This window comes from Oryzibacillus soli, from assembly GCF_051594765.1.
Lineage (GTDB): Bacteria > Bacillota > Bacilli > Paenibacillales > NBRC-103111 > Paenibacillus_AR.
Genome location: NZ_JBPPGJ010000001.1, coordinates 131,342 through 145,475, shown reverse-complemented (window position 1 = coordinate 145,475; position 14,134 = coordinate 131,342). Strand labels below are relative to the sequence as shown.

The 14,134-nt window shown below is 56.3% G+C and carries 9 protein-coding genes; 7 read left to right on the top strand and 2 right to left on the bottom strand.

Going from position 1 to position 14,134, the window contains the following annotated elements:
* Positions 1–2 precede the first annotated feature (2 nt).
* From ACSEXW_RS00500 to ACSEXW_RS00480, 5 genes are all read left to right on the top strand, one after another.
* The gene (locus tag ACSEXW_RS00500) at positions 3–1,643 is read left to right on the top strand and encodes a type 2 periplasmic-binding domain-containing protein (protein WP_438444126.1); all 1,641 of its coding nucleotides are present in this window, start codon (positions 3–5) and stop codon (positions 1,641–1,643) included.
* Positions 1,644–1,905: 262 nt separating this feature from the next.
* On the top strand, positions 1,906–4,185 hold the full coding sequence (locus ACSEXW_RS00495) for a helix-turn-helix domain-containing protein (protein ID WP_438444125.1): 2,280 nt from the start codon (positions 1,906–1,908) through the stop codon (positions 4,183–4,185).
* A 242-nt stretch (positions 4,186–4,427) separates the two neighbouring features.
* Entirely contained in the window at positions 4,428–5,351 is a 924-nt protein-coding gene (locus ACSEXW_RS00490; RefSeq protein WP_438444404.1) for an ABC transporter permease, read from the top strand.
* A gap of 14 nt (positions 5,352–5,365) precedes the next feature.
* Positions 5,366–6,265: a carbohydrate ABC transporter permease gene (locus tag ACSEXW_RS00485; protein WP_438444124.1), complete on the top strand. Its 900-nt coding sequence runs from the start codon at positions 5,366–5,368 to the stop codon at positions 6,263–6,265.
* Between the two features lie 49 nt (positions 6,266–6,314).
* Positions 6,315–7,955, top strand: coding sequence for a type 2 periplasmic-binding domain-containing protein (locus tag ACSEXW_RS00480; RefSeq protein ID WP_438444123.1), 1,641 nt, complete (start codon positions 6,315–6,317; stop codon positions 7,953–7,955).
* A gap of 96 nt (positions 7,956–8,051) precedes the next feature.
* On the opposite strand, the gene ACSEXW_RS00475 is transcribed toward ACSEXW_RS00480, so the two are convergent.
* On the bottom strand, positions 8,052–8,852 hold the full coding sequence (locus tag ACSEXW_RS00475; RefSeq protein WP_438444122.1) for a helix-turn-helix domain-containing protein: 801 nt from the start codon (positions 8,850–8,852) through the stop codon (positions 8,052–8,054).
* Positions 8,853–9,053: 201 nt separating this feature from the next.
* On the opposite strand from ACSEXW_RS00475, the gene ACSEXW_RS00470 reads away from it, so the two are divergent.
* Both ACSEXW_RS00470 and ACSEXW_RS00465 read left to right on the top strand, forming a co-directional pair.
* On the top strand, positions 9,054–11,435 hold the full coding sequence (locus ACSEXW_RS00470) for an alpha-L-arabinofuranosidase family protein (protein WP_438444121.1): 2,382 nt from the start codon (positions 9,054–9,056) through the stop codon (positions 11,433–11,435).
* 49 nt (positions 11,436–11,484) lie between these two features.
* Entirely contained in the window at positions 11,485–13,083 is a 1,599-nt protein-coding gene (locus tag ACSEXW_RS00465) for a xylulokinase (RefSeq protein ID WP_438444120.1), read from the top strand.
* Positions 13,084–13,171: 88 nt separating this feature from the next.
* Here the strand turns inward: ACSEXW_RS00465 and ACSEXW_RS00460 are convergent, their stop codons facing one another.
* Positions 13,172–14,041, bottom strand: a complete 870-nt coding sequence (locus ACSEXW_RS00460) for a helix-turn-helix domain-containing protein (protein WP_438444119.1) — start codon at positions 14,039–14,041, stop codon at positions 13,172–13,174.
* Positions 14,042–14,134 lie beyond the last annotated feature (93 nt).

Sequence of the window (14,134 nt, the reverse complement as noted above, 5' to 3'; positions counted from 1 at the left end):
AGATGATGAAAAAGCTAATACCCATCGCCTGCAGCACCCTCCTGACCGCCGGTCTCGCCGCGGGGTGCAAGGGTGGTGCTGAAGAAGGTGCTTCGAACGGGACCGGTACTGCCCGGCCTGCGGCGCTGACGTCCATTCCCCTGCCGATCGTCAAGGGGCCGTTCACCATCGATTACTGGCGGCCCACGGATGCGAAGCTGACGGCATCGCTCGACCACTTCGGCGAGATGGCTGCCTACAGGAAGAAGGAAGAGCTGACGGGCGTCCATGTGAATTGGACCCATCCGCCCCTCGGGCAGCACAAGGACCAGTTCAACCTGCTGCTCGCCACGAATGATATGCCGGACGTTATCTATTACAACTGGTCCGAAGCCGTTGGCGGGCCGGAGAAGATGCTGGCGGACGGCCGGATCATCAGGCTGAACGACTATATTGCGGCATATGCGCCGAATCTCAAGAAGCTGATGGAATCCGACCCGGATATCAAGAAGCAGATTACGCTGGATGACGGAACGATCTACATGTTCCCTTATATCCGGTCCGATGCCAGGAAGCTGGCCGCAACCGTAGGAATGGTCATCCGGAAGGACTGGCTGGACCGGTTGAATCTGAAGGTTCCGACAACCATAGACGAATGGTATGCGGTACTGAAGGCATTCCGGGAGAAGGATCCGAACGGGAACGGGAAGCCGGATGAGCTTCCCTTCTCCGGGAGCTCCGGCCCCGGCAACTTGACGAAGCTGCATGATTTCGCTCCTGCCTTCGGCGTACTGGGCGGCATGCAGTTCCGGGATGGCCGTATCCTGTACGGGCCGGTACAGCCGGAATATAAGAAATTTCTCGAGACGATGGCCCAATGGTACGCGGAGGGATTGATCGACCCGGGTATTAAGGACAATGACGCGAAGACGTTCGATTCGAAGGTTACGGACAATCGGATCGGAGCTTTTTTTGGCGGCGTCTTCAGCGGAATCGGCAAGTATCAGTCGCTGATGGCGGCGACGAATTCTAAGTTCGAGCTGACCGGTGCGCCGTGGCCGAAGGGAAGCGAGGGGAAGCCTTATTCCACATTCGGTTTACAAACGAAGGTTCTCCCATACGGGGAAGCCATAACGGCTTCCGCCGACAAGGCGAAGCTTCCCGCTATCGTGCAATGGATGGACTTTAACTACAGCCCACAAGGTCATGACTTGTTCAACTTCGGGATCGAAGGCGACAGCTACACCCTGGAGGGAGGCGCAGTCCGGTTCACGGACAAGATTACGACCCATTCGAAGCTGACGATCGATCAGGCGCTTGCGGCATACGCCCTGTCGATCATGGACGGTCCGATGAATCAGGATTCCCGGTACCTGGACGCCGCCATGACCTTCCAGGGCCAGAGAGAGGCGAACTCCGTCTGGATGAAGGGCGACGATTCGCTGGTCGTTCCTTCCGTGCGCTTCACGGAGGATGAATCCCGTCTGATCGCGACCGTTATGACCCCGATCACGGCTTATGTGAACGAGATGATGACCCAGTTCATCATGGGGAACACGCCCTTATCCGAATTCGATACCTTCACGCAGACAATTCGGAAGATGGGGATTGACCAGATGGTGCACATCCATGAGGAAGCCTACAAACGTTACAGCAGCCGTTGACGGCCGTACTGCAATAAGCGCCTGACATCTCCGCTTTAGGAGATGTCCGGCGTTTTTGATATGCCTGTACACCGTCCGGAGCGATAATCATCACTTGGGATTACTTCCGGCAAGGCTGCAACGGCGCTGAAATGCCGGTTCCTCATAATCTGAAGATGTGATTATTTCGATAAGCATCCGGCCGTGCTACTCTTTCACTGAAGACCGTATAGATGTAGAAACGTTTCCGGAACATACCGGTTGAGTTTAGAGGAGGGGCTGTATGAAACGGTTTCCGATGATGCTTCAATTGGCCTTAATCCTGTTCTGTGTCATGACCGTTCCTACGGCTACCTTAACCTGGTACAGCGGTGCGCAGATCCTGGAGAACTCGGAGCATGCCATAGCGGATTCCTCTCTGGCCGGATTGGTTGCCAGCCGCAGGCTGAATGAGAATACGCTCGACATTATGGCCCAGAATACGATACGGCTGGCCGGAACCCATATTTTCGACCGGATCCGACCGTACAAGTCGTATGAGGAGATCAACTCCAATTACGAGAATGTGTTGAACGCGCTAACGGTGCAGCAGGATCTGCTCAGTCTGAACCGGATCGGCGACGGCGTGTATTCCTCCTTCTTCTCCCTGGGGGATACGGACTATGTCGTGTCCACGGACAAGGGGATCATGAAGCTGGACCAGTACGAAGCCACTGACTGGATGAAGGATGCCCTTGCGAGCCGTAGCGGCATTACCGGCGTCTGGTATCCGCGCACCCTGAATTCGGGGGTTCCCGTCGTGTCCTATGTGCTGCCCCTGAACCGGCTTACGACGACGACGCGCGGAACGATAGTCGTGAATGTGCGGGAAACCCAGCTGGAGAGAGACATGCGCTCATCCGGCGCCGTCAGGCAGGATTACATGATCCTGGATTCGGAGGGCACTCTGATCTCCCACCCGGACAAGAGCTTGCTGTTCAAGAACGGGCTGGAGGATCCCCTGATCGACGAGATCCTGAAGCAGGACCAAGCCGAGGGATTCATGTTCCGCGAGATGAAGGATGACCGGCTGCTGTATACGTGGTCCCGGTCGGAGCTGAACGGATGGACCTATGTGAAGATGTCCTCGGTCAATGCGCTGATGACCAAGACCCATACCATGCAGAAGAAGATCATCCTTCTGACCGCCATCATCATATTCGCAGGAACGCTGCTCACGCTCTTCTTCTCCACCTGGCTGTCCAAGCCGGCCCGGGAGCTGGTCCGGACCCTGCGCCAGCGGGGAAACCTGATGGTGAAGGGGCGGAATGAGCTCGCCTATCTCGACGCGGCATTCCGGCGGATGCAGGAGGAGGAGCATGCGCTTCATGGGCTCCTTCATGTACGGGAGCAGGACGCCTGCAGCATGGCCGTCCATAACCTGCTTCGGGGCGAGCTGACCCCGCAGGCCGCCAAGATGTTTCCGGCCCGTTATTTTCTGGTGGCCGTTCTTTCCATCGACCGGTACAGGCAATATTCGGGCAAGCACGATCCCAAGACTCGAAGCGACCATCGGCATCTCCTGATCTCCCTCTGCGAAGGTACGGTTTCGGAAGCGGGGAATGTCCGCTGCGTCTACCAAGGGGACGGCTGCTTCGCTATGGTGATCAATTGCGGTCAGGAGGAATTCGAACGGGGCAGAACGGCTATAGGAGCGGCACTAAGCGCCGTCCGGGACAAAGCGGCGGAGCTGCTGGACCAGTCCGTCACCATCGGAGTAAGCTCCCCGACCGAATCGAGCGATCATATTGCGGAACGCGTCGTTGAAGCGATGGAGGCCGTCAAGCACCGCATGATCGCCGGCAGCGGAGGAATCACCTATTGGAAGGAGCAGGAAGGGCGTGACAAGCGATACCTGTATCCGGCCATCAGCGAACGGCGGATTCTGAACTTCCTGGAGCATGGACAGCTCGACAGCATCATCAAGGAATTGAAGGTCATCAGCAGCGAGATTCTCGCCGCGGACTACATTTCCTACGACAATATTCTCTTTATCTACCATCAGTTGGCGGGTGTAACCATCAAGCAGCTCCGGGAGGGCAATATCAACACGTCGCGGATTTTTGCTGGAAGGGGCAATATCTATGCGGCTCTGGCCTCGATCGATACCCTGGACGAGATGGAGGAGTATCTGATCGGCTTCTACAGCGAGATCGTGCAGTATCTGGCGCGGTCCGCCTGCGAGACGAACAGCCACGGGGAACGGATCATTCACTACTTGAACGAGCATTACCGTGAAGAAATTGTATTCGAGGAGATGGCCAAGGAGATCGGCATCAGCTATTCCTACATGCGCAAGATCGTGTACGAGATGACGGGCATGAGTCTGATCGATACGCTCAACCAGCTTCGGATCGAGAAGGCGAAGGAGCTGCTCCTAAGCTCCAAGCTCAACATCACCCAGATCGCGCTTGAGGTCGGGTACTATAATGTCCAAAGCTTCAACCGGTTTTTCCGGAAGTTCGAAGGTATGCCTCCCAGCAGCTACAAAGTGGCGAAGACACAGGCTCTAAGCGCAGATTAACTTTTGATTCTGCCTATCAGATTTGATCATTGGGACAAGCGGAGAGCGGGAATCAGCCTCGGTTGAATCAAAAATGACGGGTAGAATCAAACCTCACGATTTACCGGACCGCGCAGGGAACGGTATGATGGGACCAATTCCGGAACGACCCGAATGACAACATCAGCCGGGGATGCAAAATACGAGGAGGTGAAACTGTGAAAGCCATTCCAACCACAGATTCCAAACATGAAACCGCTTTAATGACCGCGAAAGGCAAGAGGCTGGGGATGCTCTATTATTTGCGAAGGGATTGGCAGCTCTATGTGCTCCTGCTGCTCCCCCTGGCGATGGTATTGCTCTTCAAGTACGCCTCCATGTTCGGTCTCACCATCGCTTTCAAAAACTATAAGATCGCCAAGGGCTTCTGGGGCAGCGATTGGGTCGGCTTCGATGTGTTCAAGGAAATATTCGCCAAGCCCGACTTCGGACGTGCCATTCGAAATACGCTCATGCTGAATGTCCTGGACCTCCTGTTCAGCTTTACGATGCCGATCGTACTCGCCCTTCTGATCAACGAGGTGAAGAACCTTCTGTTCAAGCGGGTGAACCAGACCCTGCTCTATCTGCCCCACTTTCTGTCGTGGGTCATCATCGGCGCCATTGCCTATCAGCTCCTGAGCGAGGGCAACGGCATGGTGAACAATATTATCGAGCAGCTGGGATGGACGCGGATCCCGTTCCTGCAGGAGGATACCAACTGGCTGATCAGTTACTTGGTGATCGGGGTATGGCAGAGTATGGGATGGGGAACCATCATCTACCTGGCGGCCATCAGCGGCATTAATCCGGAGCTGTACGAAGCAGCCATCGTGGACGGCGCGGGCCGTTGGCGCAAGATGTGGAACGTCACCCTGCCCTCCATCCGGATGACCATCGTCACCCTATTGATCCTGAGCTTGGGCGGCGTCATGGGCGGCTCCTTCGAACGGATCATCGCCTTGCAGAACAAAGCGACCACGGAATTCACCACGACTATTCCGGTTCTGGTGTACCGCTGGGGGATTGAGAGCGGCAACTTCAGCCGCGCCACCGCATTGGGGTTATTCCAGGCCATCATCGGGCTTGTCCTCGTCCTTCTCGCCGACCGAATCGCGAAGAAGCTGGGCGAAGACGGTCTGATCTAGAAAGGAGGCGAACCATGAAATCATCTGCAACCACCTATTCCGCAAAACGGAGAATTCGCTTCGACATCTGGGATGTGCTAATCCATCTGGTGTTGATTGTCGCCTCCCTGGCCTGCTTGTTGCCCTTTCTCCATGTCGCTGCCAAATCGTTAAGCGAAGACGCCTATGTAATCGCTAACAAGGTCTATCTCTGGCCGGCCGGCTTCACCCTCGGCGCTTATCAGAAAATATTCGCGGACGCCAGTATCCTAAGGTCTCTGTACGTATCCGTCATCGTCACGGTGCTGTTCACCATCCTGGGGATGTTCGTGACCATCTGCGCCGCTTATCCGTTGTCGCGCAGGCAGCTGAAGGGACGTACGGTGTTTACCTTCCTGTTTATCTTCACCATGTATTTTCAAGGCGGGATCATTCCCGACTATATGCTGATGAACAGCCTGGGACTGCTGGATACGATGTGGTCGCTGGTACTCCCGCTGTCCTTCAGCGCCTTCAATCTGCTGATCATGAGGAGCTCGATTGCCAGCAGCATTCCCGTCAGCTTGGAGGAATCGGCGAGGATCGACGGTGCCAGCCATTTCCGCATCCTCTTCAACATTGTGCTCCCGCTCTGCAAGCCGATCCTGGCCACGCTGTCCCTCTTCTATGCGGTAGGCCGCTGGAATGCATACCAGGATGCTCTGTTCTACATTAAGCAGAACGTCGACCTGCGGCCCCTGCAGCTGAAGCTGTATTATCTGGTCATCCAGGCTACGGAAAGCTTCCAGCTGGAGGTCAGCCAAGTGGAGCTCAGCAACCCCGAGGTGCTCAAGGCATCGGTCGTGGTGTTCGCCACTCTGCCGATCATCTGCGTGTATCCGTTCATTCAGAAGTATTTCGTCCAGGGAACGATGCTTGGAGCCGTCAAGGAGTAACCTTGAACAGGCTATGGCATAGATACTAATTGATAATGGGGGAATTACGTTGAACGCAAAGAAATGGGTTCCAGTGCTGTTGGCCTCCGCTATGAGCGTTGGTCTTCTGGCGGGCTGTAATGACAGCGATTCCGGGAACGAAGCGTCTCCGTCGGCAGGCAGCTCGGCAAGTCCAAGCGCCAGTGCAAGCACCGGATTGCTGGATGCATCGGGCAAGTTTCCGCAGACCGTCACCATCGATGTTCCGGTATATGACCGTGCCTATGAGGGTTGGAACGTAGCGGACAACTACTATACCAGATGGATTCAGAAGGAAGTGCTCGAGAAGCATAACGTCAAGGTCAACTTCGTGGCGATCTCGCGCGCCAACGAAATCCGTGACTTCGAGCAGCTCCTGTCCGCTGGCAAAGCGCCGGATATCATCTTCCACTACGACATGCCTCAGGCGCTGAACTACTACGGCGAGGAAGTCCTGCAGCCGATCAACGTGCAGGAGGTTGCTAAGTACGCGCCGACCTATTGGAAGAATATGAGCAAGACCGTCGAGCAATACGGCACCGTAGACAAGAAAAACATGTTCGTATTCGCCAAGCGTCCGAATTTCAACAACTTCGTTAACATCATCCGGAAAGACTGGGTCGAGAAGGTCGGCATGAAGGTGGAGGACCTGACCTCTCTTGAGAAATATAATGAAATGCTCGTGAAATGGAAGCAAGCCGGACTTGGAGTCCTGGGCGGTTCCTTAACCCGGAACAACTTCAATTACAGCTACGCCTTCCGCGATTGGCCCATCGATCCGAAGTACCGGGCGCTTTACTCCGATCTGGCCGTTGCGGACTTCACCACTGCCGACACCGAGCGCTGGCTGAAGAACCTGAACTATCAATACAATAACGGTCTGATTGATAAGGAATTCTATCTGCGTGACGATGAGGCGAAGATTAAGGCCGAGTTCGTGAAGGGCAAGACCGGCACCTTCGGCTTCTACATGGCCAGCAATACGGACGTATTCGCCGCTACGCTGAAGAATAACCCGGATGCCAAGTTTGCGGTGGTTCCGCCGTTTGCCGGCGTGCCGCAAGGACGCAAGCCGCAGGGCCGTGCCGACTGGCCGTTCGGTCTGATCATGGGCATCAACCATAAGTCGACCGAACAAGAACGCGTCGCCGTCTGGCTGTATCTGGAGTGGATGAGCCAGCCCAAGAACCTGTTCTTCCTGCAGAACGGCGTTGAAGGCCAGAACTATACCCTGGATGCCGACGGTCTGCCGAAGAAGGTGGCGGACTTCAAGGGAGAGTCGAAGCTGTCCCAGAACAATAACAAGGACTATTGGGCCCTCGTAACCGAGATTGCCGAATTCTCCACACCGGAGCTGACCACCAAGGCGAACCTGCGCAACTGGTCCCCTGCCGGATACGAGCAGCTGGCCGAAACGATGCTGAAGTACTGGAACGAAACCGCCGAATTCCGCACGCCGGATGCCTTGTTCACCACCGTGCTCAAGAAAGTCAGCGAGCATAAGGCGGACCTGAACGCCCTCTTCCAGGAGCAGTACCTGAAGATTGTTATGGCACCTCCGGAGCAGTTCGACAAAGTGTATGCGGACGCCAAGAAGAAGTTCCTCGACGCCGGCTACCAAGAGATTCTGAACGAGAAGCAAAAGGCCATCGACGCGGGCCAATTCCGCTAATCAGCCTAACGCAAAAGCACTTGTTCTCCTAAGGGAACAAGTGCTTTTGCACGTGAGGTGCAGAGGCCGTGTAGCGGCGCAACGCGTTGGAGCGCATTATGATAAACCGCTCTTAGCGGCTGCTCCGGCCTTGTATTGGCTGGGGGTGACGCCCAGGAATTTCTTAAACTGCCGCATGAAGTGGGTGTCGTTTTCGTAGCCGCACATTCTGGAGATCACGGTGACGGGCAGCGCCGTGCTGTTAAGCAAATATTTGGCGTATTCCAATCGCGCATGAATCAGATCCGTGATCACGGAGCAGCCGAACAATTCCTTGTAGATATGCTGGAAGTAGGATTTGCTCATATTCACGCTGGAGGCGAGCTTCTCAACCGTATAGGCCGCGTTCGGCGAGCTGTACAGGTCGTTGCGCAGCCTGGAGAAGGAGAGAAAATACCGGCTGGACGTCTCATGGACGGCAGTCTGGTTCCGAAGCATAGCGAGCCTCATGAAGAGGGATTGAAGATCGCAGTCTGCGACCCGGCTCTTCAGCGGACTGGTCTGCCGGCTGAGATGGTTCAGATCCAGAATCGCCCTGGAGATCATGAAGGGGTCCTCCGCATGGACAGGGGTGTTCAGCGGGAATCCGATCTCGGCCAGGAATTCCTCCAGTCCGCGTCCTTCGCAGTGGAACCAGTCGTTGATGAACGGCTTGTCCAAATGCCGGTAGCGGTGCGGGGTATCGGGGCTGATCAGCACATAGGTATTCTTCTCGACGGCGCCGGACTTGCCGTGAAGCTCCAGCTCGGACCGGCTCTTAAAAAAGACGAATGCAAAATTGCCGGACCCATTAGGCCGGTTCATGTCGATGCCATCGTCATGGATATAGTGGTGCCCGCAGGAAATCAGCTGGATCATCGTTATCACCGGAAGAGAATAAGTAAGTTGACCCTATTGTATAATCTCAGAAGATTAGAAGCAACAGGCCTTATCGTTCCCCGGTCATCTTGAGCATGATAGATCAGTTATACACCGTGATAATGCATTGAAGAACATGGCGCCGGCACCTATACTTGATTCCATATGACGGGCAAAAAGAAGATGAGGTGACTATCCGCTATGGTTGACAATCCGGGCACAATACGGATCCATACCCAGCAAAGAGGCGCGTTGACGGGGGACTTATTCGGGATTTTCTTTGAGGATTTGAATCACGCCGCTGACGGGGGCCTGTATGCCGAGCTGGTTCGGAACCGCTCCTTCGAGTTCGATCCGATCGACCGGCACGACTATCATGCGCTGACCGCATGGGACAAGGTGGAGCGGGGCGGCGGCCGGGCGGAGCTTCGCGTAGAGGCTGCCGATCCGATTCATCCGCAGAACAAGCATTATGCCGTCTTGGAGATCCTGGACGAGGGAACGGGAGTCGGCCTGTTGAATCACGGCTTCAACAGCGGCATCTCCGTCCGGCAGGGCGAGAGCTACCGGTTCTCCATGTATGCGAAGCGGAAGATGAGCACGGAGGAGCCGGTGGTCATCTCCATCGAGAGCACGGACGGAGCCGTCCATGCCCGGACAGAGGTGACGGTGCATGCAGGAGGTTGGGAGAAGTACGAGGCCCGGTTGACCGCTCAGGCGACCGATCACTCCAGCAGGCTGGTCATCACCACCAAGGGCAGCGGAACCCTCTGCCTGGACATGGTGTCCTTGTTCCCGGAGAATACCTTTCGGAAGCGGCTCAACGGGCTTCGTACGGATATTGCGGCGCTGCTGGCGGATATGAAGCCGAGATTCATGCGCTTTCCCGGAGGCTGCCTGGTGCATGACGGGTCCTTGAACCCGGAAGACCGGAATTCCATGTACCGCTGGAAAAATACGCTGGGGGATCCGGCACACCGGCCCGCCAGACGAAACAACTGGGGCTATAACCAGACCCTGGGGCTGGGGTATTACGAATACTTCCAATTCTGCGAGGATATCGGGGCCAAGCCCATTCCGGTGCTACCCGGCGGGTACGACCCACATCATAAGCGAATGGTTCCTATCGAGGAGCTGGGTCCTTGGATCGACGATGCGCTCGACCTGATCGAGTTCGCCAATGGGGACGCAACGACCCCATGGGGCAGCATCCGGGCGGAATTGGGGCATCCGGAGCCCTTTGGGCTTGAATATATCGGCATCGGCAACGAAGAGGTGGGAGAGCCCTTCTTCGAACGGTACGCTTACTTCCACCGGGCCATCAAGGAAAAGCATCCGCAGATGAAGATCATCAACTCCAGCGGTCCTTTTGCCGCCGGCGGGGAATATGACAGGGGCTGGAACTCGGCCAGGGAACACGGCTCGGATCTCGTGGACGAGCACTATTACCAATCGCCGGAGTGGTTTTTGGCCCATTATCACCGGTATGATTCCTTCAGCGCCGACGGACCGAAGGTGTTCCTGGGAGAATACGCATCCTGGGGCAATACCTACTATAATGCGCTGGTGGAAGCGGCGTTTATGACCGGTCTGGAGAGGAACGCCCATGCGGTGGGTCTAGCCTGCTATGCTCCGATGCTCTGCAATGCCGATTACGTCAATTGGAAGCCGGATATGATCTGGTTCAACAATCATCAGGTGTTCGGAACGCCCAATTATTACGTGCAGAAGCTCTTTATGAACCATCACGGGGATCAATTGCTGCATGTGGAGGCCGCGGACTTCATGGAACCGGAACGAACACCGGACCATCCGATCAACGGACGCATGCTGCTCACGGTGGACCGCTGCTCCGCCCGGTTATCGGAGATTCGGCTGATGAATCTGGAGACCGGGGAGGTACGGCGTTACGGGGACGGCACGGCTGCCGCTGCGTCTCCCGGCTCCGAAGGGAGCTTCTTGGACTTGGGGGAGACGACCTGGAACAGCTACACCCTGAGCTGCGTAGCGGTCCGTACCGGCGGGGACCGGGGGTTCCAGCTCCACTTCGGCAAGACCGGCGAACAGGACCATTTATGGTGGGAAATCGGCGGGTGGCAGAATCAGGATTCCACGATCTGTTCAAAAAAATCAGGCCGAACGTCCTGTTTGACACAAAGCCTGTTTACGGTTGAGTCGGATAGGGAGTATCATTTGGTCATGGAGGTTACGGGAAGGAAAATCCGGACGTATATCGATGGTGACCTGATTCATGAGACCGAAGACAAGCTTCCGGTGATCGAACCGCTTTATTGTTCGTCCACCGTGGAGCATCCATCGGGCGATGTGATCGTGAAGGCCGTCAACGTGCAGGAGCGCAGCGTACCCGCCCGGATGGTTCTTGAGGGACTGGATGCTCTGGGCTTGTCGGGAGAGGTATACGAGATGGCGGGGTACCTGCCGTCCGATGAGAACAGCTTCGAAGCGCCCGAGCATGTTGTGCCGAGAACGAGGAGCTTCCATGCAGACGGCACCATCTTCAGCTATGAGTTCCCGAAGCAGTCCATTACGATCTTCCGGTTGAGGCCGTCACGCCGGACTTGATGCCAGTGCCTTAAACATACCTATCTTGAAGGATGATGGAGGAGTATTCATGAGCATGGACGTAAGAAGCGCCATTCAGAACGGCAAGACCGTATTGGGGATTGAGCTGGGCTCAACCCGGATTAAAGCAGTTCTCATTGGCGAAGACCACGCCCCGATCGCTTCAGGCAGCCATGATTGGGAGAACCAATACGTGAACCAGATCTGGACCTACAGTCTGGAGGATATTTGGAAGGGGATACAAGACAGCTACCGCAGGATGGCGGAGGACGTCAAGAAGCAGTATGGCGTCACGCTCCAATCCGTAGGAGCCATCGGTTTCAGCGGCATGATGCACGGCTATATGGTGTTCGATGCGCAAGACGGTCTCCTGGTTCCCTTCCGGACCTGGCGCAATAATATCACCGGGCCGGCTTCGGAGGCGCTGACTGAGCTGTTCCAGTACCAGATTCCGCAGCGCTGGAGCATCGCGCATCTGTATCAGGCCATCCTGAACGAGGAGGAGCATGTACGGAACATCCGCTTCCTCACGACGCTTGCAGGCTATATCCACTGGAAGCTGACCGGGCGGAAGGTGCTGGGGGTGGGAGAAGCATCCGGCGTATTCCCCATCGATCTGAATACCAAGGATTTCAACGGAGACATGATCAAGCAGTTCAATGATCTGACCGCATCCAGGAGCCTTCCCTGGAAGCTGGAGGAGATCCTTCCGCAGGTGCTGGTAGCCGGCGAGAGCGCCGGTGTCCTGTCGGAAGCAGGAGCGCTGCTCCTGGATCCCGCCGGAGAGCTGCAGGCCGGTATTCTTCTGTGTCCTCCGGAGGGCGATGCCGGTACCGGCATGGTAGCCACCAACAGCGTCGCACAGCGGACCGGCAACGTCTCTGCAGGCACCTCCGTTTTCGCCATGGTGGTGCTGGAGAAGGAATTGTCCAAGGTGTACCCGGAGATCGACTTGGTGACCACTCCTACCGGCAGCCTGGTAGCCATGGCCCACTCCAACAACTGCTCCTCGGACTTGAATGCGTGGGTGAGCCTGTTCGAGGAATTCGGCAGCGCCTTCGGTCTCAAGATCGACAAGAACGAGCTCTATGGAACGCTGTTTAACATCGCCCTTCAGGGAGATCCGGACTGCGGAGGCTTGCTGTCGTTCGGGTATCTGTCCGGCGAGCACATTACCCACTTCGAGGAAGGCCGGCCGCTGTTCGTCCGTTCCTCCGACAGCACATTCAATTTGGCCAATTTCATGCGGACCCATCTGTCCACCGCCTTGGGTGCCCTGAAGATCGGCATGGATATTCTGCTCAAGCAGGAATCCGTACAATTGGATGAAATCCTGGGCCATGGCGGCTTCTTCAAGACCAAGGGAGTGGGCCAGAGCCTGATGGCCGCGGCGCTGGACGTTCCCGTATCCGTCATGGAAACGGCCGGAGAAGGAGGCGCTTGGGGCTGCGCCCTTCTGGCGGCGCACTCCATCCGCAAGGCAGACAACGAAACGCTGGAGGAATACCTGAACGCTCACGTATTCGCAGGAAAAGCGGGATCCCGGATCGAGCCGGAGCCTAAGGATACGGCCGGCTTCGAAGCCTTCATGGACCGCTACAAGAAAGGGCTGGCCATTGAAAGAGCGGCCGTTGAAGCTCTGGATTAACCTGTTATGCTGCCGCATCTCTTTAGCATCTCTTTAGTCCATGTCCGGAATCATTCCGGACATGGGCTTTTTTGTGCATACATTCCCCTTAAGGCGTCTTGCGATACGACAAGGGAGTGACCCCTGTGATCCGCTTGAACAGCCGGTGGAAGAACTTCAGATCCGTATATCCTACGGAGTGGGCCGTATCCCGGATGCTCATGCGGGTGGTCTGCAGCAGCCGGCAAGCGGCTTCTACCCGGCACATCTGGAGATAGCCGGAGAAGCTTAATCCGGTCTGCTGCCGGAACAGCCTGCTGAATTGGCGAACGCTCAGCCCCGCCTGGCGGGCCAGCTCCTGGAGCGTGACGGGCTCCGCGTAATTCGCTTGGATGTAGCCGATGGCATTCTCGATGAAAGGCCATGTCCCTGCGGAGCCCTTCCGGACATCAGGCAGCTTCTCCACACAGTGACGGTGCAGCGCTGTGAGAATGAGGACAACCCAAGCGGCCAGCACGGCCGGATACCCCGGCATTTGGGCTTCATATTCCCGGTACAGCTCCCGGAACCAGCCATGGAAGCCGCCGCTGTCCTTGATCTGCAGCCAGGGGGTAGAGGGATCCTTGAAGGGGGCGAAGAGGGACGCAGTAGCCGGAAACAGCCGCATCAGCTCCTCGATGTAGGCTGCGGGGAAGATGCAGTTGTACACCACCAGCTTCCGGTCCGGGCGGGGAGCCGTCGGGCGGAACACATGGGAGACCCCCACCGGGATGAAGAAAACGTCACCCTGTGCAACGGGGATTCTCTCGTTCTGGATATAATGGACGCCGGAGCCTTCGCTGACATACGTGATTTCGATAAAATCATGGGTGTGCTCCACCAGCTCGAACGATTCCGTGGCCCGGTTCACATAGATCGGCGTTTCGGAATGAAAGAAGCTGGAGCCCGTCATATGGTCCACAGTCCGTCTCACCGTCATCGGCGCACCTCCTGGTTTTCCGTTATGCCGTTATCGTATAACGGTGCTGCCGAAGTTGTCTAGATCGGCCTACAAATACGTCCGATTCAGCAC

Excerpts from the sequence above, each read along its gene's own strand:
- ACSEXW_RS00500 (WP_438444126.1), top strand. The coding sequence starts at position 3 with ATGATGAAAAAGCTAATACCCATCGCCTGCAGCACCCTCCTGACCGCC.
- ACSEXW_RS00495 (WP_438444125.1), top strand. The coding sequence starts at position 1,906 with ATGAAACGGTTTCCGATGATGCTTCAATTGGCCTTAATCCTGTTCTGT.
- ACSEXW_RS00490 (WP_438444404.1), top strand. The coding sequence starts at position 4,428 with ATGACCGCGAAAGGCAAGAGGCTGGGGATGCTCTATTATTTGCGAAGG.
- ACSEXW_RS00485 (WP_438444124.1), top strand. The coding sequence starts at position 5,366 with ATGAAATCATCTGCAACCACCTATTCCGCAAAACGGAGAATTCGCTTC.
- ACSEXW_RS00475 (WP_438444122.1), bottom strand. The coding sequence starts at position 8,852 with ATGATCCAGCTGATTTCCTGCGGGCACCACTATATCCATGACGATGGC.
- ACSEXW_RS00470 (WP_438444121.1), top strand. The coding sequence starts at position 9,054 with ATGGTTGACAATCCGGGCACAATACGGATCCATACCCAGCAAAGAGGC.
- ACSEXW_RS00465 (WP_438444120.1), top strand. The coding sequence starts at position 11,485 with ATGAGCATGGACGTAAGAAGCGCCATTCAGAACGGCAAGACCGTATTG.
- ACSEXW_RS00460 (WP_438444119.1), bottom strand. The coding sequence starts at position 14,041 with ATGACGGTGAGACGGACTGTGGACCATATGACGGGCTCCAGCTTCTTT.